Origin of the sequence: Candidatus Methanomassiliicoccus intestinalis Issoire-Mx1, from assembly GCF_000404225.1 — an archaeon.
Lineage (GTDB): Archaea > Thermoplasmatota > Thermoplasmata > Methanomassiliicoccales > Methanomassiliicoccaceae > Methanomassiliicoccus_A > Methanomassiliicoccus_A intestinalis.
Genome location: NC_021353.1, coordinates 854,776 through 876,169, shown reverse-complemented (window position 1 = coordinate 876,169; position 21,394 = coordinate 854,776). Strand labels below are relative to the sequence as shown.

At 38.3% G+C, this 21,394-nt stretch carries 24 protein-coding genes and 2 tRNA genes; 10 read left to right on the top strand and 16 right to left on the bottom strand.

Annotated features, from left to right (window positions below):
• The first annotated feature begins 236 nt into the window (after positions 1 to 236).
• The 3 genes from H729_RS04215 to H729_RS04205 all read left to right on the top strand — a co-directional run bounded on the left by H729_RS04215 (position 237) and on the right by H729_RS04205 (position 1,544).
• The gene (locus tag H729_RS04215) at positions 237 to 776 is read left to right on the top strand and encodes an HdeD family acid-resistance protein (protein ID WP_020448762.1); all 540 of its coding nucleotides are present in this window, start codon (positions 237 to 239) and stop codon (positions 774 to 776) included.
• Between the two features lie 197 nt (positions 777 to 973).
• Positions 974 to 1,060: transfer RNA gene (locus tag H729_RS04210), tRNA-Leu, on the top strand.
• A gap of 28 nt (positions 1,061 to 1,088) precedes the next feature.
• Positions 1,089 to 1,544, top strand: a complete 456-nt coding sequence (locus tag H729_RS04205) for an RNA-binding domain-containing protein (RefSeq protein WP_020448761.1) — start codon at positions 1,089 to 1,091, stop codon at positions 1,542 to 1,544.
• Here the strand turns inward: H729_RS04205 and feoB are convergent.
• The 10 genes from feoB to H729_RS04155 form a co-directional block, all read right to left on the bottom strand.
• Positions 1,520 to 3,436 (bottom strand): ferrous iron transport protein B, encoded by a 1,917-nt coding sequence (feoB, locus tag H729_RS04200; RefSeq protein ID WP_020448760.1) that lies wholly within the window; start codon positions 3,434 to 3,436, stop codon positions 1,520 to 1,522. The genes H729_RS04205 and feoB overlap by 25 nt on opposite strands.
• Positions 3,437 to 4,099: a metal-dependent transcriptional regulator gene (locus tag H729_RS04195; RefSeq protein WP_048133934.1), complete on the bottom strand. Its 663-nt coding sequence runs from the start codon at positions 4,097 to 4,099 to the stop codon at positions 3,437 to 3,439.
• Between the two features lie 38 nt (positions 4,100 to 4,137).
• Positions 4,138 to 5,172: a radical SAM protein gene (locus tag H729_RS04190; protein WP_020448758.1), complete on the bottom strand. Its 1,035-nt coding sequence runs from the start codon at positions 5,170 to 5,172 to the stop codon at positions 4,138 to 4,140.
• Positions 5,157 to 6,551 carry a cysteine--tRNA ligase gene (gene cysS, locus H729_RS04185; RefSeq protein ID WP_020448757.1) on the bottom strand — a complete coding sequence of 465 codons (1,395 nt, stop codon included), beginning with the start codon at positions 6,549 to 6,551 and terminating at the stop codon, positions 5,157 to 5,159. The genes H729_RS04190 and cysS overlap by 16 nt, the downstream gene beginning before the upstream one ends.
• A 29-nt stretch (positions 6,552 to 6,580) precedes the next feature.
• Complete coding sequence (gene cysE, locus H729_RS04180; RefSeq protein WP_020448756.1) at positions 6,581 to 7,228, bottom strand: serine O-acetyltransferase; 648 nt, start codon at positions 7,226 to 7,228, stop codon at positions 6,581 to 6,583.
• 51 nt (positions 7,229 to 7,279) lie between these two features.
• A tRNA-Cys gene (locus tag H729_RS04175) sits at positions 7,280 to 7,376 on the bottom strand.
• 128 nt (positions 7,377 to 7,504) lie between these two features.
• Entirely contained in the window at positions 7,505 to 9,403 is a 1,899-nt protein-coding gene (locus H729_RS04170) for a heavy metal translocating P-type ATPase (protein ID WP_048133933.1), read from the bottom strand.
• 15 nt (positions 9,404 to 9,418) lie between these two features.
• Positions 9,419 to 9,637: a cation transporter gene (locus H729_RS04165; RefSeq protein ID WP_020448754.1), complete on the bottom strand. Its 219-nt coding sequence runs from the start codon at positions 9,635 to 9,637 to the stop codon at positions 9,419 to 9,421.
• 14 nt (positions 9,638 to 9,651) lie between these two features.
• Positions 9,652 to 10,011, bottom strand: a complete 360-nt coding sequence (locus tag H729_RS04160; protein WP_020448753.1) for an ArsR/SmtB family transcription factor — start codon at positions 10,009 to 10,011, stop codon at positions 9,652 to 9,654.
• Between the two features lie 167 nt (positions 10,012 to 10,178).
• Positions 10,179 to 10,763: a ribonuclease H1 domain-containing protein gene (locus H729_RS04155; protein ID WP_020448752.1), complete on the bottom strand. Its 585-nt coding sequence runs from the start codon at positions 10,761 to 10,763 to the stop codon at positions 10,179 to 10,181.
• A 53-nt stretch (positions 10,764 to 10,816) separates the two neighbouring features.
• On the opposite strand from H729_RS04155, the gene H729_RS04150 reads away from it, so the two are divergent.
• Positions 10,817 to 11,677: a DUF7714 family protein gene (locus H729_RS04150; RefSeq protein WP_020448751.1), complete on the top strand. Its 861-nt coding sequence runs from the start codon at positions 10,817 to 10,819 to the stop codon at positions 11,675 to 11,677.
• Here the strand turns inward: H729_RS04150 and H729_RS04145 are convergent.
• Both H729_RS04145 and H729_RS04140 read right to left on the bottom strand, forming a co-directional pair.
• A complete protein-coding gene (locus H729_RS04145; protein ID WP_172618659.1) occupies positions 11,637 to 12,104 on the bottom strand; it encodes a tetratricopeptide repeat protein in 468 nt (155 codons plus the stop codon). The genes H729_RS04150 and H729_RS04145 overlap by 41 nt on opposite strands.
• 2 nt (positions 12,105 to 12,106) lie before the next feature.
• On the bottom strand, positions 12,107 to 12,313 hold the full coding sequence (locus tag H729_RS04140) for a hypothetical protein (protein WP_020448749.1): 207 nt from the start codon (positions 12,311 to 12,313) through the stop codon (positions 12,107 to 12,109).
• A gap of 223 nt (positions 12,314 to 12,536) precedes the next feature.
• Here H729_RS04140 and H729_RS04135 point away from each other — a divergent pair, with 223 nt between their 5' ends.
• The 4 genes from H729_RS04135 to rd all read left to right on the top strand — a co-directional run bounded on the left by H729_RS04135 (position 12,537) and on the right by rd (position 15,801).
• Positions 12,537 to 13,745 (top strand): PAS domain-containing protein, encoded by a 1,209-nt coding sequence (locus H729_RS04135; protein WP_048133932.1) that lies wholly within the window; start codon positions 12,537 to 12,539, stop codon positions 13,743 to 13,745.
• A 137-nt stretch (positions 13,746 to 13,882) separates the two neighbouring features.
• Positions 13,883 to 15,184, top strand: a complete 1,302-nt coding sequence (locus H729_RS04130) for a phenylacetate--CoA ligase family protein (RefSeq protein WP_048133931.1) — start codon at positions 13,883 to 13,885, stop codon at positions 15,182 to 15,184.
• Positions 15,185 to 15,613, top strand: a complete 429-nt coding sequence (locus H729_RS04125; RefSeq protein WP_020448746.1) for an ACT domain-containing protein — start codon at positions 15,185 to 15,187, stop codon at positions 15,611 to 15,613. It begins immediately after the preceding gene.
• A 26-nt stretch (positions 15,614 to 15,639) separates the two neighbouring features.
• Positions 15,640 to 15,801, top strand: coding sequence for a rubredoxin (gene rd, locus H729_RS04120; RefSeq protein ID WP_020448745.1), 162 nt, complete (start codon positions 15,640 to 15,642; stop codon positions 15,799 to 15,801).
• A gap of 56 nt (positions 15,802 to 15,857) precedes the next feature.
• Here rd and H729_RS04115 read toward each other — a convergent pair whose 3' ends face one another.
• From H729_RS04115 to H729_RS04100, 4 genes are read right to left on the bottom strand one after another with little or no spacing between them, the layout of a single operon-like run.
• Positions 15,858 to 16,625, bottom strand: coding sequence for a dihydroorotate dehydrogenase electron transfer subunit (locus tag H729_RS04115; protein ID WP_020448744.1), 768 nt, complete (start codon positions 16,623 to 16,625; stop codon positions 15,858 to 15,860).
• Positions 16,618 to 17,526, bottom strand: a complete 909-nt coding sequence (locus H729_RS04110; RefSeq protein WP_048133928.1) for a dihydroorotate dehydrogenase — start codon at positions 17,524 to 17,526, stop codon at positions 16,618 to 16,620. Before H729_RS04110 ends, H729_RS04115 begins: the two co-directional genes overlap by 8 nt.
• A 41-nt stretch (positions 17,527 to 17,567) precedes the next feature.
• The gene (locus H729_RS04105; RefSeq protein ID WP_020448742.1) at positions 17,568 to 17,939 is read right to left on the bottom strand and encodes an iron-sulfur cluster scaffold-like protein; all 372 of its coding nucleotides are present in this window, start codon (positions 17,937 to 17,939) and stop codon (positions 17,568 to 17,570) included.
• Positions 17,923 to 19,098 carry a cysteine desulfurase family protein gene (locus H729_RS04100; protein ID WP_020448741.1) on the bottom strand — a complete coding sequence of 392 codons (1,176 nt, stop codon included), beginning with the start codon at positions 19,096 to 19,098 and terminating at the stop codon, positions 17,923 to 17,925. Before H729_RS04100 ends, H729_RS04105 begins: the two co-directional genes overlap by 17 nt.
• Positions 19,099 to 19,198: 100 nt before the next feature.
• Here H729_RS04100 and H729_RS04095 point away from each other — a divergent pair, with 100 nt between their 5' ends.
• Positions 19,199 to 20,395 carry an aminotransferase class V-fold PLP-dependent enzyme gene (locus H729_RS04095; RefSeq protein WP_020448740.1) on the top strand — a complete coding sequence of 399 codons (1,197 nt, stop codon included), beginning with the start codon at positions 19,199 to 19,201 and terminating at the stop codon, positions 20,393 to 20,395.
• Positions 20,396 to 20,458: 63 nt separating this feature from the next.
• Complete coding sequence (locus H729_RS04090) at positions 20,459 to 21,292, top strand: deoxyribonuclease IV (RefSeq protein ID WP_020448739.1); 834 nt, start codon at positions 20,459 to 20,461, stop codon at positions 21,290 to 21,292.
• The last annotated feature ends 102 nt before the right edge of the window (positions 21,293 to 21,394 follow it).

The window sequence follows — 21,394 nt, the reverse complement described above, 5'->3', positions numbered from 1 at the left end:
GGATGAATTTACGATCAACGTGATTTATCATTATTTAACAATCATTGAAGATGATTGATATTCACAGTGGTAACAGTGTTTTCTGATCGTTAAACTTAATACATTGTTAATGATTAATACGCCAGCATTCAATTTTTGAATAGATTCATAGAATTTTATGTGTCAAAATATTAATATTTTTAGGTCTATCCCCCGTTAAACTAAGAAATCCTATATAGGATTTTTGAGGTGATAAAATGGATGTTATGAATAAAATGGTAGCTAATGACTACAAAGGAAGATTAATATTCGGAATATTAGCTGTAGTTATTGGTATAATTGCACTTGTATATCCTGGAGGAACATTAAAAGTCATTATCATTCTCCTAGGTATATTTGCATTACTGAATGGATTATCAATCCTATTCAATGCTTTCTCCCAGAAATCTAAGGATACGCATGATCTACTTGTAGGAATTTTATATGTAGTTCTCGGTCTGATCATGATTATTGCATCATTTGCATTCTTAGATGTACTAATGTATATTCTAGCTGCATTCTTAATCATATTCGGACTGTTCCAGCTCTATGAGATGTGGCCAATAGCAAAAGACAGTCTAAAGGGAGAAAAACTGTACAATCTGGTTATCGCCATTATCGCAATAGTATTAGGCATTGTCATAATAGTCTATCCTGGATTAGCCGCCAATATCGTAATGATGATTATAGGAGCGTTTCTGATAATCATTGGTCTAATCAACTTACTTGGTGCTTACCAGATGAAAAAATCTAACTAAACAATATATTATGTGTAGTCAGATGACTACACATTTATTTTTATATTAATTTAATTCCAACACTAAGCTATATGTTTATAAAATAGTGCATAGTGCAAGCAATTTCATCACTGGATCAGCCATGCAAATATTGAAGATTGATTTCAGCCACACCTAAGAACATTTTGATATATGAGTTCCGCATTGCCATATCATCTGCAAGGGTAGCCAAGCCTGGCCAACGGCGCAGGACTTAGGATCCTGTCCTTAGTGGTCCGAGGGTTCAAATCCCTTCCCTTGCACCATTATACAATATTGACGGTTGTTCGTACTATGGACATAGATAATATTTCATTTAGAGCATTTTCCCACGCTACAGAAAACGAAGACCGTGTTAAAAAAGCAGTTATAAATGTATCTAAATCTGAAGATCTTACATGCAGCAAAAGTTGTGGATATCATGGAAATCCAATAACAATAATTGAGACTAAAATCACCCATGCAAGAGATATAAAGGATTTTTTGATTTCACTATCTGAAGAGGATATTAAACAGTTGATTGATACAATTGACCTTAGAGTTGATGATGAATCATTTTTTTACATGAGATTAGATAAACAAGAGGCATATCTTGGAAATCCAATGCTGAATAATGGCGAAGATGTCATATCAGTCAAAGGGAAGATAAAATCATATCCACAAAATAGAGAAAATGCAGTGGCGTCAATAAAACAAACACTGGATATGATTCTCGATAAAAAATATCAAAACACAATAAATAAGAAGTGAGCTAATCCACCAAGCAAGAATGATAGACATATTGATGAAATGCATATCAGTACTGCATTCTTCATACCAAATTCTTTTAGTAATACAGCTAGAACCGCAATACACGGCATATATGTAGCCATTATCAATGCGAACACAAACATTTGTTCTGGAGATAAGGCAAGACTAAGATCTATTCCTGCAGTAATCGGAAATATCACATAGAGGATCTGTAGAGCCATCTCTTTTCGCAAAACTCCCATAATCAGTGCTATAATGATAATTGCTGGCAACCCTAAGAATCCAACAGTAAATGGAGATAATGGATCTACAAGAGCGTCGAGTACATTATAAACCATAAGAAATTCCAGAACCAGACTGCCAATTAACAGCAATGGAAAGGCGATTGTTATAAAGTCCTTGGTTCTTGCCCACGTTTTATACAGAACGTTTTTCACAGAAGGCATTGTTAAATCTGGTATCTCAATAGTTAGACCACATGGTTCATCATCCAGAACCTTATGGAGTACCTTTCCTAAGATAAATATCATGCCAAGCAGAATTAAATATATCAAAGCGGCCCAAAATATACCTGAGTATGTTCCTACAGTTCCAATTATAATTATTGTCTGCGCTGAACATGGAACTGCCATTACAATAACGGTTGAAAGGATTAATCTTTCCCGTTTTGATTCTAAGGTTCTAGTCGCTAATATAGCTGGTACGTTACAACCAGTCCCGACAATCATCGGGATAATGGCCCTCCCATGCAAACCTAATTTTACCATTATCCCATCAAGCAACATTGCTACCCTGGGAAGGTATCCAGAATCTTCCAGGACACCCAATATCAGGTAGAATACAACTATAAATGGTATTACGATGGCAAGTATTGCTTCTATTGAAAGATATATTCCTTCCGAAATAGCTTCCCCAATCTCACCACCGATCAGTAATGCTAATTGATCAAAAAGAGGCCCCAGATACAATTCATAAAGTCCAACGAGAAAATCTTCTAAAACTCCCCCAATATAAATTACTGAAACAAAGATTGTAATGAGTACAATAATCAATATGGGTATACCAGTAATCGGTTTCAGAGTTATATCTGAAATTTTATCTTTAAAATTTCTCTTCTGAGTTACGTTGGCAGATATTACTTTTGAAGCAATATTGCCGGATTCACCATACCGGTCTCTGGCAATATGAACTTCTATTGATTCCATATGCTGTTCTTTAAATTCAACTCTATAGTCTTCCACTAATTTCTTTGTTTCATCTGAAAATTGGTCTGTGAAATGACTGTTTCCTTCAAGAAGCTTGATCGCTGCTCCTCTCTCAGGGTACCCAGCGTCAGTTCTGGTTTCTTTAAAATTTTTTTCAAGAAACTGTTCGATGTGCCCGTCGTATTTTATTTTATAATCTGAGACATATGATTTTTCAGAGACTACGGCATTCATCAAACGATCGGTTCCTTCACCAGTGGTGGCTGTAATTGGAATAACAGGAATCTTAAGGATTGAGGACAGCATTTCCACATCGATAGTATACCGTTTTTTAGCCTGATCCATAAAGTTCAAAGCTAAAACTACATCGTATCCCAACTCAATCAATTGTAGAGTTAATACTAGACTTTGACTGAGTCTTGTAGCATCAACTACGGAGATTACACGATCTGGAGATTTCTGCTCTAGAAGTTCGATTGCTACTTGCTCATCTTCAGTAACACCGGAAAAAGAGTAGGTTCCTGGGAGGTCAAATACAGTGATAGTCTTTCCATTGAAAATAACGGTAGCTTCTTCAAATTCAACCGTAGTGCCGGCATAGTTTGAGGCTATAACGCCAACACCAGTCATTCTTGTAAATAATACGGACTTGCCTACATTAGGGTTACCGACAAGAGCGATCTTCAATTAAGCCCTCCTAACCCATACAAGAGATGCCATATCTTTAGCCAGCGCTATGCGCCTACCATCGATCCTTACAAGTAATGGACCACCTACTGGAACCTTTTCATCAATCTGTATGTCATGACCTGGAACAAAACCCATAGAAATTAATCTGCGTACCCTGTCCAGATCTTCACTTGCAATGTGTGTTATTGATGCCGCTTCCCCTTGTTTCAGCGTATCTAGTTGAACAGATAAACCACTGACATCTGGCTGTGGAATGTCCGGAGGGGGTATTGGATTCCCATCTGGGCATACTACAGGATCTCTAAGAATTTTCGAGATTCTTTCTACAGATTCATCAGATACAGTATGCTCAAGTTTCATAGCCTCATCATGAGATTCTTCGGTTTTCATTCCGAGAATATCTACGAAAAAACGTTCTAAGAGTCTGTGTCTTCTTTTAACTCTCCTCGCAATAGTTAATCCTTCATCAGTAAGAGATACTCCCCTATACTGCTCATATGATACATATCCAAGAGATGAAAGTTTTTTAATCATCTCGGAAACACTGCCAGGAGAAATATTGAGCTTCGATGCTATCTGATTGGTTTTAACAACTCCGCCATCTATCGAAAGATCATATATGCATGCGAGGTAATCTTCGATATTCTCAGATATCATCATATCCGAATAGTAGGATGCGATTATATAGTTTGGCGTGCCTAAATATCTCTGAAGGGCACGATATCACAGCATGTACATTCATGACACATTGTTTTAAAAGAGAATGTAGTAAGGTCATATTTGATAAGCATCTGTTTATATTTCTGTGCAAGTTTTACCATCCTTTCAGGATTTACTGGTTCTAAATGACCGAGCGCTGCTTCCATTTGTGGTCTGTTTAAATCATTAAGCCTCAGAGGTCGAAGCGTTGCGACACATCCTAAAGATGCTAAATACTCACATCCAGCAAGTACATTTTCATCAGTCTCGCCCATTCCATAGATTATGTTAGAAGTTACCTTTCCCCTGCCGAAGATTTCTACTGCAGAGATTATATTTTCGATTATCTGATCTATGTCTTGCTCCCCACATACTTTTTCAAAAATAGATTTATCATACGTTTCAATGTTTAATTTTATTTCATCAGCACCAGCAGCTTTAAGCTGCTCAATTTGCTGTCGTTTTTCTACATAGGGCTCTACGCCAATGGGCATTAAAGGAAGTTTTTCCCTTATATCCTTTACAATTTTTGACATTCTATCTATCGTGTCTTGAGGTGTGGATATCACCGCTGAGGTAAGGGCAACTGCCTTGAGGTCATCATGTTCAGAATAATGCATAATCATGGAAATGATCTTTTCATCAGTCAGAGATTTTGTGGCTCCCCGCTCTTTCAATGATGGGGATGTACAGAACTTACAATTGTAAATACACTCGGTAGCTAAATTAAAAAATGCCTGCTCTGGAGCATGTGCCAGAGTATGCCCTATACAAACTTTATCCAAAAAAGGTTTTCCATTTTTTGTTATAAAATAATTTCCACCTGACTCGTTTAAGCTAAAAACCTCATCATCCCATGTAACTGCCTTTTTTACACGAATACCTTCGAACTCAATCACCAATGAAGCTGATCCTGCTCCAGGACCAGCTGTGGATTTTGAAAGCGGAAATGGCAGAGTTAGGTGTTTAGAAACGTGAATGGGCCCTCCCGACAAAAGTTCTGCTTTTTTAATAGCCCTCATGTATGAATCCATTTTACGCCTTCCGCAGAATCCTGTAATTCAATTCCACATTCTTTTAATCGATCTCGTATAGAATCAGCTAGAGCATACTGTTTCAGTTTCCTAAGTTCTGATCTAACATCAACAAGAATTTGAATTAGATCATCTGAAACATTTTCTGAAGCAGATACTGGAAGAATTCCAAATACACTATCCATTTCTTCCAATACAGACAGTATATTTTCAGCACCTTGATTACTCAACTCATTGGAAGATATGAGTTTATTTGTTTCTTTCACAAGTTCAAAAAGCTCTGAAATTGCAGCTCTCGAATTGAAATCCTGATCCATAGATTCAATAAATTTATCATGGAAGTGAGCCGCTATTCCATCTGCATCTTCAGTTCCTGCAAATTTTCCAGCAGAATCACGCAGCTCTCTGACTACGTTTGTTATTCTTTTTAGACTAGCTGCCGCTTCATCTAGAGCAGATTCAGAATATATCTGTGGTCCCCTATAATGTGCAGAAAGAACATAAAATCTGATTTCCTCTTTTGAATACTTCTCCATTATATCTCTGAGCGTGAAGAAATTCTTCAAAGACTTAGACATCTTTGCATCCTGCACTTGTAACATCCCATTGTGAATCCAATAATTAGCCAATGGTTTTTTATTTGCAGCCTCGGACTGCAGAATCTCATTTTCATGATGCGGAAATATCAGATCATTGCCGCCTCCATGAATGTCAATCGTTTCCCCCAGATATTCAGTACACATAGCAGAGCATTCGATATGCCAACCAGGCCGACCTTCTCCCCAGGGGCTGGTCCATGATATTTCTCCAGGCTTTGCAGCTTTCCAAAGTGCAAAATCATATGGATTGCGTTTAGACTCATTAACGTCTATTCTTGCACCTGCCTGCATGTCTTCTAGTTTTTGACCAGTAAGTCTTCCATAATCTGATACAGCTTCCACTGAAAAGTATACGCTGCCATCATCTGCTACATACCCATACCCGTTAGCTATTATTTTCTCAATCATGCAGATGATTTGATCAATGTTTTCAGATGCTTTTGGATATGCATCAGCTCTCCTCACGCCAAGCCTGTCTATATCTTCAAGATACCTATCGATATAATTTCTAGATAGCTGCAGAGGATCAATTCCAAGCTCTGCAGCACGATTGATGATCTTATCGTCCACATCCGTGAAGTTTGTAAGGTGTGTTACATCATATCCGCGATATCTAAGATACTTGGCGATCATATCAAAGACAATGATGGATCTCGCATGACCCATGTGAATGTCATCATAGACAGTGACCCCGCACACATACATTTTGACTTTATTGTCTTCAATCGGTACGAACTCTTCTTCCTGCTTAGACAGCGTATTAAATATCTTGAGAGCCACTTTTTTCACTCCACATATGATGGGAATGGTTAGTCCTTTTTTAGTTTTTCCTCAAGTTCCTCTACTTTTTTCTCAAGTGCGCTTATTGAATTCACCAAATCTGCAATGGTATCGATTAAAGGATCAGGAAGATTTTCATGAGTGAGGTCTAAAACTTTTTCTCTTTCACCATTCCGTTTTACAACTCTCCCAGGAATCCCTACCACTGTAGTGTTTGGAGGAACATCTTTTACCACTACTGAGCCGGCTCCGATTTTAACATTGTCCCCGATTGTTATATCCCCAAGCACAGATGCATTTGCTCCAATTGTAACGTTATTTCCAATAGTAGGGTGCCTTTTTTTCTTAGACGTTGAAACTCCACCTAATGTTACACCTTGAAAAATTGAAACGTTATCATTGATGATTGTGGTTTCTCCGATTACAACACCTGTTGCATGATCGATGAAAAAACCTTTACCAATCGTTGCTCCTGGATGTATGTCAGCACCGGTGAGAACCCGAGACCAATAATTTATAAGCCTGGCAATTTTATATTGCCCCCTTAGATACAGATTATGAGATATTCTCTGCATCAAAATGGCGTGAAGGCCTTGGCTGAACATAAGTGCTTCTCCAAAGGATCGTGGAGCCGGATCCCGCTCCAGAACTGTATATACGTCAGCCTTCCAGTCCATAATACGACATCACACCCGATGATATGTAGATTTGCCTAAATGCACAAAAAATGGGGCCGGGACCGAGATTTGAACTCGGGTGTACGGATAACTGTGTATGCAAACTGCATCTCTGCAGTCCGCCACATGGCCGCTCTGTCATCCCGGCTTTGGACGCTAATTTAGCTCCCCATATATTTAGGTTCGCTTTAAGAATGGAAAAAAATTGAAAAAAGTACTCAAAAACCCCATGATTCGTGCTCAAGAGTTTTTGAGTCTGATTATTTATCCTCGTGTTTATGCTATTTCAGTACCTTCAGAGCTTGGTATTGAACTACTGAGATCTGCATTTACTGAGTTTCCAACCCATAGTGCTCTAAAGGAATTGAGAATCGCGATGATCGAGACTCCAACATCTGCGAATATAGCTTCCCACATATTTGCCATACCAAATGCAGCAAGTATGAGTACAACAATTTTCACAATTAATGCAAAAGCAATGTTTTGATAAACAATTCCCAGAGTCCTTTTTGAGATACCAATAGCATCGATGATTTTGGATGGTTCATCAGTCATTATGACTACATCTGCTGCTTCTATTGCCGCATCTGAACCCATGCCTCCCATCGCAACTCCAATATCAGCTCTTGCGAGTACTGGTGCATCATTTATCCCATCTCCTACAAAGGTAAGAATGCCTTTTTCAGATTTCTGATTAATCAGCTCTTCTACCTTTTCGACCTTGTCGGCGGGGAGTAAGTCTGTGTATACTTCATCAATATTCAGTTTTTTAGCGATTCTAGTTCCAACTAAATCAGAGTCTCCTGTCAGCATTACAACCTTTTTAACATTCTTAGATTTCAATTTCGTTACTGCTTCAAATGCATCTGGCTTTAATTTATCTGAAATGGAGATATAGCCGGCATATGTACCATCGACCGACACGTGTAATATAGTGCCAACTATCTCATCATCTAGATAAGACACTCCCAGTTCATTCATCAATTTTCCATTTCCGACTGCAACAGTATTGTCATTCACATTAGCTATGACACCATGACCTGCGATTTCTTTCACATTTTTTACACATGAAGGATCGATATCTTTCCCATATGATCTCTTTAGCGACATTGAAATTGGATGTGTAGAATAATTCTCGGCGTATGTAGCAAGCTCGAGCAACTTATCACTTGTGATACCAACAGAACGAATATCCTGAACCTCAAAGACTCCTTCTGTTAATGTTCCCGTTTTATCAAAAACAATTATTTCTGTTTTTGCAAGAGCTTCCAGATAGTTACTGCCTTTAATTAAAATACCTTTCTTTGATGCTCCGCCTAATCCTCCAAAGAAACTTAACGGTATAGAGATCACTAATGCACATGGACAGGAAACCACTAAAAATGTCAGCGCCCGATATAACCAATCAGAAAAAATAGCACCTGGTAACACCAGTGTTGGAACAACTGCGAGAAGTAATGCGACTACCACGACTATAGGCGTATATATTCTTGCAAATTTTGTAATAAAATTCTCTGACTTTGACTTTTTGCTGCTAGCATTCTCCACAAGATCAAGAATCTTACTTACAGTAGATTCTTCGAAATTTTTTGTGACTTTTACAGTCAGTAATCCATTTAGGTTGATGCACCCACTAAGAATTTCACTGCCTGCCGAAACTTCCCTTGGAACAGATTCACCAGTAAGAGCAGAAGTGTCTAAATAAGACGTACCATCGATTACTTCCCCATCCAACGGGACCTTCTCACCAACTTTTACAACTATTAGTTCTCCAATCAAAACTTCATCAGGATCAACCGTTGAGATCGTGTCTCCACGTTTAACATTTGCATGATCTGGTCGGATATTCATCAATTCAGATATTGATTTTCTAGATTTCGCAACGGCATAACTTTGGAATAATTCCCCGACTTGATAAAAAAGCATAACTGCTACAGCTTCGGTATATTTTCCAATACATAAGGCACCAATAGTTGCAATAGTCATCAGGAGATTTTCATCAAATACCCTTCCATGCAGTATGTTTCTAACAGCCTTGTAAAGAACGTCTCCACCAGCTACGAGGTAACTTACTACAAACAATACTAGTCCAATCCATTCTACATTGCTGTAAGTCAGGATTGCAGCAATCAAAATAACTGCGCTTAGTATAATATACAGAAGACGATTTTTTATAGTAAACGCCCCCCATCAAACTTTTCTTATTTTAACATCTGGCTCTATTTTCTTAATTATTTTCTCTACCTTAAAAAGCAGTTCATCCTGATTTTCATCTGTTTCTATCGTCAATTTTGCAGTTATGAAATTAACTGTAGCATTTTTCACTTCTTCTAAGTCGTTAATAGCTTTTTCCATCTTGGCAGCACAATTTGCACAATCTAAACCGTCTAATAAATATGATTTTTTCATAATAGTCACCAATTTCACATTTCCCTTATGTGTTCATGACCTGTTTCAAAAATAGCTTTTACATGATCATCTGCCAGTGAGTAAAATATCACTTTTCCATCTCGCCTGGATTTGACAAGATTTGCAATTCTCAATAAGCGCAGTTGATGCGATACCGCAGACTTAGTCATATTTAAAAGGGATGCCAAGTCACATACACACATCTCGTTTTTATCCAAAGCCCACAAGATTTTAGTTCTTGTATAATCTCCTAAAATCTTAAAAAAAGCAGACAAGTCAGTAAACTCTTCATCATCTGGCATATGCTTTTTTACCAAATTTACAACATCTGCATGGATCACATCACAATCACAGGCAAATTCATCGTTTGTCATATTTTCCCTCTTACAAATTACAGTTGAGTATATGTTCAACTGTTATATAGATTATGGTTGAACATCTGTTCAACTATACAAAATCATATCGTTCTCTAGATAAGATACAATTACCATTTGCAGTTGTAAGCTTGTTACAATGAATGCAATAGATTCAAACCATCCAATCAATTAAATAGGATATCTTTCGCCAGTGAATCAGCCATATCATTAAATTTATCACCAGAATGGCTCTTAACTTTCACGAATGATATGTCAATCTTGTTCTTAATCGCATCAAAATAATGCTTATAGTTTATTGTACCTTCTTTATTGGCTTTCCATTCACCAGTGCACCATTTTTTAATACCTTCATAATCATAGAATATTGTGAGGGCGTTAGCACCAATTTCCAAGGCATAATCCATTGCTTTGATAGAACCAGATATTTCTCCTGCTACATTACGCATAGCCGCTAATGATCGATCGTTCGACTTTTCAGAGAATTTTTTTAGACTCCCATCTGGATGTATAATTACCACCCCATATGAGAACTCCCTTGATGCAGGATTATAACTACCATCAACATAAGCTACCAAGTCTGACTGAATGAAATTGCATTCGTTATCGAAAGAGAGGTATCGTTCAGCTTCATCATACGACTGGAAACTTTTATATTCAGCACCTGAAAAACCAGAGACTTGTTCTCTGCATTCATCCCAAGTTTCAAACAGACCAACCTGCCTGCCTTTCCTGACAGCATAGACTTTCATTCTGCAAGCTAGGTTGCATAAGGATTATATCAATTCTTTCCTTTGGAGATGTTATGCTTCCAGAGCACTGCAAGGACGTAGCTGTAAAAGAAGTCTCTTTTGATCTGACTGAAGAGAATATCTCCAACAATATCAAAGGAAAATGTGCATACACCAGATGTGAATATTATGTCCTGCGTAACGGAAATGATACAGCAGTTTTAAGTATCACTAAAGCAGACGGAATAGAATTATTTCGACCAATTATTTCACACATGATAATCTCCATGCCTGAAGATACAGTATACCTAAAAGATGAAAAAATCAATGTTATAAACCAGCCGGCAATGGCTGAAATTTCTCAACATTATCCAGATAAAACAGTAGTTGTTGAAGGAGAATTTGGCCATGTTTCGTTCACAGCCCCGGGAAAACCCTTGAGACTGAATGTGCTAGATGTCGTTCCACCATATCCTTCAAAGTTATCATCATTAGTAAAAACAGCTCTAGATTCTGGAATGATAGATCTTCCGATAGTTGCGGAGTACTCAGATTTGGATGTTAATATATTAGCCAAAGCAGTCAATGATGATGCCGTTCTATTTCCATGCAAAGCTTCGGGAATACGATCTGACAAAAAAGACTATTATTTAGACCAGCTACCAGAGATTAATGAAAAATGCACGCTCATAGGGTGTGAACTCTCAGAAAAGATATACCATTCAATTTATAATGAGGATATTGAAAGAATAGAGATGTGTCCTAGGAAATTAGCTCCGCAGGACGATCAAAAAAGGATTGTTAAATGCTGTAAAATTAAAAATGGACATAAGCTGGACGGGAATTGTGTCATCGTACCGTGGGGAGCTACGGTAAAAGAAGTGATCGATGCTATCAATGACCTTTTTTTGGCAGACTCTTCGCATAATTCATAGCCTTGAACCCTTCTTCTTGGCGTTTGAGTTTGAAGAGAACTTCTGCAGTTACGTACCAGGCATCGGCATCATCTTCATTATCAACGAGATACTCTTCAAGAATTCTCAAAGCCTCCTGGTTTTTACCACTGTTCATATAATCCCTTGCTCGTTGAGGGGTGGTTTTTGACCTTTCAATATGATCTTTCATTGCCTCGACTGCACCTTTTTTTATTTCATCGAGGGCGTAAACAGAAAGCCATGGATACCTGGATTTGATAATTGAAAGAAATTTTTCCATCTCTTCATCATTGAATTCAGATGTACCGTTTTTAAATATCTTTCTAGGTACCATAATCTCAAGATTGCCATGGTACATCTTAATAAAATTCGGATTGTCCTGAGAGCGGGCTACCCGCTTTATCGGCGTATTCTTTATGGCAGTCATATTCATTCTGGCCCTAATCCATTTACCCTTACGTACCCATAGATTGTATAGGTTATAAAAAATATACAGGCCAAGACACCTAGTCCTGCGATCATCCCGATATTAAAAACAAAACCAATAATCGCGATTAACAATGAAGCTACCAACAGCACAGCGTTGATTTTAAACTCGTTGGATTTTAACCATTCTTTTGCAGACATATCCGACACGCAACACACACCATCATACTAAAGATTTTGAAACTTTCCACAAAAATGATGGTAGATACGCTTAAAAATATCAACTCTAGGCATTTAGATATCAAACGCTACCTTTTAATACTCCCTCATTGAAGAAAAATAAAGCATGTTTACATCAAATACAATGCATGAATTCATAATGAACCTGCCAACACCTTGCATATATTTTGACGATAATAATTCATGTAGGCTAATGAATCAACCATCCAGAGATTTTTTAGAAAAATGGGAGCTGGAGTGTAATTGTATCCGAGACATAACTGAAACTTTTGATATTACTCCATGCAGATCTGGCAGAACTGTAGCGTGGTGTGGCTGCATAGATTATGCATTCGTACCAGTGAGTCATGGAAATATCTTTATTTTTAATCAGAATAAGACTATGTTGGACTTTCAGAAATCATTACCCATCGGAATTATGGTTGTTAATCATAATGGAAAAATTGTCGATTATAATCCTAAACTCAGGAGCCTGTTGGGATTTTCACCTGCCGATGTAAAATCAATGAGTTCTTTAAAAGCAAGGTGGACAGACAATGGCATCAAACTGAGTACAGGAGACTGGGCGATGATGCGGTCTCTGAAATATGGGGAAGCGGTTGAGGGAGACAGTATAGATATAACGTCTAAAGGGGGCGAAAAGGCTACACTATGTATATCTTCATGCCCAATTAGAGATATTGAAACCGAATCAGTTATTGGATCGATTTCAATATTTCAAGACATCTCTCACCAAAGAGTCGCAGAAATGGATGCTGTGGAAGGAAAACATAAGGCTGAAGATTGTTTGAAGCAGATTGTAGACAAAGTAAAAGAAATGTGCATTAATTCATCAGACAATCTTTCAGATTTGATTTCAAAAATAGATTTGACTGTAGAGAACGAATACAAATCATATTTAATAGAGAATAGATTTTTCTCATCTGAGCTTATAGATATATCTTACCTGATAGATTCCGCTGGTTGCGAATGTGAAAGATCTCTTCGAAACGGAACTACAGTTTTGTGTGAAGTTACTGAGCATCGTTTAGTTTCTGCCAACATCCACCTCAAAGAAGCTTTTAAGACAATAATCAGAAAAGTATCAGAATCCTCAGATCATGCAAAAATCACAATTAAGATTAGAGACTACTGTGAACGCGGGAGAGAATTTCACCGCATAGAAATTTGCGATGAAAAATCAAAGAATAATGAATATGGAGAGCTTGTAGAATGCTCCGATGATCCGGATATAGATTTGTCATTAGCCTGCAAAATTTTCGAAAGTTTTGGAGGGCACATCTGGGCTGAAGAGGAAATAACCATGAATCATTTCGGATATTCTAAATTTGTAGTAATTCTACCAGTTGCTATGTGTACAGACAAAATTGAAATAGGATTTGATATGGAAAGTCTTGCATAGGTAATTATTGGTGAGAATACACAAGACAGACAGTGTTTATCTAAACACTGTTATATTTAATTATCAAATTTGAAAAGATGGAAAACGATCAAATATGTTCACGATGTTCGGTAGTACGTATCCATTGAGGTTTAATTATGAGTTATTGGAATCCTCGAGTAGAAGAGATGTCTCCTGAAGAGATACGTAAGTTGCAATTCAAACTATTAAAAACTCAAGTATATAGATTGTATTCTTTTTCAGAGTTTTATCACAAACGCATGAAAGACGCAAATGTACATCCAGATGATATTAATTCACTGGAAGATATCAAAAAGCTTCCGTACATGTACAAAAAAGATCTCCGTGACAATTATCCAAATAAACTGTTTGTAGGGGGTCAGGATGATCTGGTTAGATATCATGTATCATCTGGTACAACCGGCAAACCCACAGTTGTAGGTTATACACAGAGAGATCTTGACAACTGGGCAGAATCGGTAGCCCGCGGCATGACTTCAATAGGTCTAGGAAGGCATGACACGGTCCAGGTAAGTTACGGGTATGGACTGTTTACAGGCGGTCTTGGAGCGCATTATGGATCTGAGAGAATTGGTGCTACAGTAGTACCAGCTTCAACAGGAAATACAGAACGTCAGGTAGAGCTTATAAGAGATTTGAATGTAAGTGCAATCTGTTGCACCCCATCATATTTTCTGCACATAGCCGAGACTGCAGAAAAAATGGGCATATCGATAGAAAAAGATACGAAATTAAGAACAGCAGTTCTTGGTGCTGAGCCTTGGAGTGAAAAAATGCGTAAGAGAATAAAGGACAGCACTGGAGTGAATGCATACGACATTTATGGAACTTCAGAACTTTCAGGGCCGCTGTTTACAGAATGCACTGAGATGAATGGAATGCATATCTGGGGAGACTTGGCATATGTAGAGGTTATTGATCCAGAAACTGGAGAATCTTTAGGTCCTGGAGAAAAAGGAGAAATGGTTATCACCATGCTTCAAAAAGAAGCATTGCCTATAATCAGATACAGGACTGGAGATATTACAGCATATGACGATTCGCCTTGTCCATGCGGAAGAAATCACCTTAGAATCGAAAGACTAAGCGGAAGAGTAGATGATATGCTCATAATCAGGGGAATCAACGTATTCCCATCTCAGATAGAGTATACTTTGATGACCATACCAGAACTTGGAGAACATTTCCAGATCGTCATTGATAGAAAAGGCGTTCTTGATACAATGACAATAAGAGTTGAGTTGAAGCCATCAGCATTTAGTGATAAACTATCAGACATTATGAAACTCAAAAAGAACGTTGAGTATGCTCTGAAAAATTCACTTAATGTAGCCGCTGGAGTAGAGCTGCTAGAGCCTGGATCTTTAGCACGCTTTGAAGGAAAAGCAAAGAGAGTTATTGATAACAGAGGGGATTAAATGAGTTGCCTTATTGATCAAATATCAGTTTTTGTTGAGAACAGACCGGGTAAGCTGGCTTCAATATCGGAAGTGATGGAGGCACAGAAAGTTAATTTTCTGGCATTCTCACTCGCAGAAGCTGACGGTTTTGGATTATTGAGAGCAGTGGTTTCAGACCCACATGCAATAGCGACTGTAATGAGAGACCTTGGATACGCCGTTATAGTAAATAAGGTCATAGCAGTCAAAGTAAAACACCAGCCAGGCGGTCTTAAAGGGATAGCAATTAAACTTGGAGAAGCTCAGATAAACGTCGATTATGGATATGCGTATACGAAGAATGATTCTGCTGTACTGATATTACGTGTAGATGATGCAGAGAAAGCTGTAGATGTCCTTAAGGAAGCAGGATTTAACCTCCTTGATGAAGAGGATTTAAAAGATTGAAACTTCCAATACATATAGGTGAAAACATGAAAAAATACAGATGTACAGTATGTGGTTACATATATGATCCAGATAAAGGAGATCCTGATTCAGGAATCGCACCTGGAACCCCATTTGAAGATATACCAGATGAGTGGGCATGTCCGTTGTGCGGCGCTGCCAAAGAAGATTTTGTACCACTAGATTGAGGTTTACAAAAATCAATCTGTGTGTATCATCCTGAAAAGGATGATACACTATATTTTTAAAATTTCACGCAACGACCAGCATGATCTCTTTTACTTACAGAAAACTCAGACATTTTTTTGACTTCGTCTCCTCTAAAAACAGGTCCATCCGCACATACTCTTAATCCATCAATAACACATGATCCGCAGAGTCCAGTACCGCATTTCATGATACGTTCCAGAGATAATTGTACTGGTACATTGTTTTCTTCACAAGCCTTGAGAAGGTATTTGTTCATTATTTCAGGACCGCAACCAAGCACAACATCGTATCTCTGATCTTTCATCATTGCATCAGCAACAGCAACGGCTGTACCTTTTATACCCAGACTTCCATCATCTGTTGATATTTTTACATTATTGGAAAGAGACTTAGCCCTATCAATGAAGATTACTTCACCTGAGCTTCTAGCGCCAAGAACTATATCAATTCGGTCTGGATCGTTCACGGCTTCTGCTGCAGCCATAATCGGTGCCGTACCAACGCCACCTCCAACACAGAGAATCTTACCTTCAGGAATTGTCCAACCGTTGCCATATGGACCTCTTATACCAATTTTATCTCCTACATTTAAAGAAGAAATAGCTGATGTGGCTTCACCAATATTTTTAACTGTAATGCCACCTGAAAGATAAGAAATAGACATGGGAATCTCATCCACACCTGGTATCCAAACCATCAAAAACTGTCCGGGTTTTACATCCGAATTAAGGTCAAATCTAACCGTAGTAATATCAGTTCCTTCCGTAACCACTTCTTTGACCGTAACAACCTCACTATACATGCGCTACCCCCACAATTTCCTTTATTGATTGGATATCATTTTTTTCCATAAGATCTTTCATTTCAGAACAAATATCATTAAATACTGATAATCCACGACGGCCAACGGCGCTCCCGATCTGAACTGCGGATGCTCCAGCCATTATGTATTCAAGAACATCCCTGCCAGTCTCTATTCCTCCGACACCGATTATTGGAATATCAAGTACTTCTGAAAGTTCATATACACAACGCAGGCCTATTGGCTTAACAGCAGGCCCTGAAAGCCCTCCTGTTTTGTTAAAGAGCACTGGTCTCTTTGCTTCAACTGAAATTGCCATGGCTTTCAGAGTGTTGATAGCTGCAATACAGTCACAACCTGCGGCTTCGGCCTCCTTTGCCACATCTAAGAGAAGATGTGTATTTGGTGTAAGCTTTGCAATTACTGTAATGTCCACTGAACCTTTGACTTCTCTAATTATTTTCCCTACAGCTACAGGGTCTATTCCAATCTCCATTCCGTATCCTTTTGCATGTGGACAGCTTAGATTAAGTTCCACAGCTGAAGCCCCATACTCTTTCATCTTAGCAGCCAAGTCTATAAAGTCATCTGGAACAGCTGCAAAAAGGCTGCCTATAACTGGAACGTTACACTTCAGAGCGTTTTTCATCTCATCTTCAAATAACTCTATTCCTGGACCAGGCAGTCCCATTGCATTAATGTAACCATATGGAAACTCAACTAGTGTTGGATTTGGATATCCATGTCGAGGTTCCAACCCAATTGATTTAGTAACTAGTGCTCCTGCTCCCAGCTCTGAAACTCTGCATAGTGATGAACCAGTTTCCCCCATCACGCCCGATGCCAGCATGGTGGGGTTTTTCATAGAAATCCCTGCGAAAGATGTGTCTAGCGTAATCATATCGTTTCGCGATGCGCTTTGATAATGATAAGTCTTGGGATTCAAGCACTCTTATTTTTGTAATCTTCAATCGCAGCTTTTAATGCATCGGCCGCCATATTTGAGCAGTGAAGCTTTTTTTCTGGTAGACCACCCAGTTTTCCTGCAACATCTTCTCTTTGAATATTCAACGCATCATCGATATTCATACCTTTAGCCATCTGTGTGATCATGCTACCAGATGCTATTGCTGCACCACACCCGAGTGTCTGAAATGATACGTCAGTAATTGTATTATCTTTTACTTTTATATATACAGTGGTTACATCATCACACTCTGGATTCCCTACCTGGCCTACGCCATCTGCATCTTTCATAACTCCTGAATTGCGAGGATTCGCAATATTGTTCATAACCTCAGGACCGTATTGCATTTTTATTATCTCCTAGGGGAGACATTGCTCGCACTTTATCTACCACTGAAGGTAGAACGGATGCAAAGTACTCCGCCTCTGACATAACGTTGAACCTCGATAATGATAAACGTAACGACCCACGGCATTGAACCGGGGTTAGACCAAGAGATCTGAGTACATGAGAGGGTTCTGTAGATCCTGTGGAGCATGCTGAACCCGTGGATGCTGCGATTCCTTCCATATCCAGATATAAGATGAGGCTTTCGCCATCTATATAATCAAACCTAAAATTTGCATTATTACACAGTCGATTTTCTCTTGGTCCATTCAAATAAACACCATCAACAGAGTCCAGAGTTGTATCGATGATAAAATCTCTAATATCAGTCATCTTTTGGATGTCAGAATCCATTTGTCTCATACATATCTCCGATGATTTTCCTAAACCTACTATTCCAGGAACATTTTCAGTAGAAGGTCTCATTCCCCACTCATGATCGCCTCCATACATCAGAGGCTTGATTTTTACCCCTTCCTTCAGCAGCAATGCCCCTACGCCTTTGGGACCGTGAATTTTATGACCAGACATGGAAATCATATCCACGCTGGAGTTCGTAAAGTCCATGGGGATTTTTCCTACAGCTTGGACAGCATCTGTATGAAACAAAGCTCCTGCATCTTTAGCTATTTCTGCAAATGATTCGATTGGCTGTATCGTTCCGATTTCATTGCTAGCAGCCATGATGGTAACCAATGAGGTGTTGTTATTTACTGCATCTTTCAAACTTTCCTCGGATACAAAACCTGCTTCGTCAACTGGAATATATACTACATCAAACCCACATCTTTCCAAAAAATGGCATGTGTTTAAAACTGCAGGATGTTCAATGACTGATGTAATTATTCTGTTTTTCTCATTCTTATAATAAAAGGCGGTTCCTTGAATGGCAATATTGTCTGATTCTGTACCACCAGAAGTGAATATAACTTCCCTCGGAGAAGCATTTAGCAGATCTGCCACCTGCTTCCTTGATTTTACAATAGCGGTGAATGCTTCTGATCCAAAGGAATGAATTGAGGATGCATTTCCATATTTTTCAGTGAAGTATGGGAGCATTGCATCTAGCACATCCGCATCTACTTGAGTAGTTGCACTATTGTCAAAATATACAGCCATTGAACAAGAATAATGGAATGTAAAGTATTAGCGATTTTGCACAATTTCTACCAACTAAATACGCAAACCTAAATAGGTGATATTTGAATCGGAGTGGGGCATGGATCCAACTAAGATACGCAGTGACTTCCCATTATATGAATCTGAGAATAGTGATGTAATTTATCTAGATAATGCATGCCAGACCTTAAGGCCAAAACAAGTAATAGATTCGATGAATGAATATTATTATAAATTTCCAGCATGCGGCGGCAGATCGATTCATAGACTTGCAACTCAAGTCACCATAAAAATTGATGAAGCCAGGGAGAAGATCGCCTCATTTATGGGATGCGAACCTTCAAATCTAATTTTTACAAAAAACTGCACTGAGTCTCTTAATATTGTAGCTAAAGGATATCCATTCAGAAAGGGGTCTTCCGTTCTTACTACCGATATGGAACATAACAGCAATCATGTTCCATGGATCACATCCAAAATCAACCACAAATATGTAAAAACTCCAGAAAGTGGCATATTCGATTTTGATGAGTACTTGAAAAATCTAAACAAAGATGTTTCTATCGTATCGATGGTTCATACAAACAATGTTACTGGCACCACAATACCCGCAAAAGAGATTATAGAAGCTGCTCATGACAATGGTTCTTTAGTAATGTTAGATGGGGCACAATCTACACCTCATCGAAAGATTGATCTGAAGAAATTAGACGTTGACATGTTTGCATTTTCATTACATAAGATGCTCGGGCCCTCTGGAGTTGGAGTTCTCTATGCAAAAGATGAGATTTTAGAGAAAATGAATCCATTGACTGGTGGAGGAGGTAGTGTCGGAACGACTGATTATAATTCAGTAACTCTCTTACCACCACCTGAAAAATTTGAGTCTGGTCTTCTTAATTACTCAGGAATAATCGGATCTGGTGCAGCAATAGACTATTTGTCTAGAATAGGCATGGATGAAATAGAGGATCATGAGAAAAACCTCAATAATATTATAACATCCAGATTAAAAGATAATGATTCAATACAGATACTGAACCCTGTGGAATCATCCCTTCGTAGCGGAATATTTTCATTCAATATATCTGGAATTGATTCCCATGATATAGCTATGATATGCGATGAAATTTCAAGTATCGCAATCAGGTCTGGAATGCACTGCGCCCACCCATTTTTTACATCAAGAGGTATAAATGGGTGTGCCAGAGCTTCACTTTATGTGTATAATACAAAGGAAGAGTGTATCAAATTTGCTGATACTATAGAATATATCATCAAAACATTCTCTGCTTAAATTGGGAGAATTAATATGATGATGAATGAAGTTACCTTGTGAAAATAATCTGCAGGTATGGTTATGTTAAGCATAGGATGCCATCTTTCAACTTCAAAAGGATTTCTTGCCATGGGAAAGGATGCACTGAGCATCGGTGCAAATACATTTCAGTTTTTTACACGAAATCCTAGAGGCAGCAAAGCAAAAGCAATAGACCCAAAAGATGCCCGATCTTTAAAAGAACTGATGGATGAGCATTCGTTCGCCACAATTCTCGCTCATGCACCATATACACTTAACCCCTGTTCATCTCAAGAGAAAACTCGAGAATTTGCGAAAATAACCATGGCAGATGATTTAGAAAGGATGGAATATTTTCCTGGCAATATGTATAATTTTCATCCAGGAAGCCATACTGATCAAGGAGTAAGTATAGGGATAGATGAAATCGCATCTATGCTGAATACGATACTTGATAAAAAATATCACACAACTGTACTCCTGGAAACGATGTCTGGAAAAGGCAGCGAAATCGGTGGAAGATTCGAAGAACTCATCGAGATAATAGATAGAGTAGAACTCAAAGAAAAAATGGGTGTTTGCCTGGATACCTGCCATGTGTATGATGCGGGTTATGACATAGTGAATGATCTAGATGGAGTATTGGATAGCTTTGACAAGATCATTGGTATCGAGAAACTTAAGGCCATTCACCTAAATGACAGTATGAATCCTATGGGAAGCCATAAAGATAGGCATCAAAAAATTGGTGAAGGGAATATAGGATTAGAAGCAATATCTGGAATAATTAATCATCCTAAACTGAAAAAACTTCCGTTTTATTTAGAGACTCCAAATGAATTATCTGGATATGCTAAAGAGATAGAGCTACTAAAAAGCAAGTATTCAGATTGATCCACCATCATCATTTAGACGCATAAAAAGACTCAAATTAATGTGTAAATACACCAGGGTGCACCAACACTTTATTAATTATCAGACAATTCCGGTCAAAAT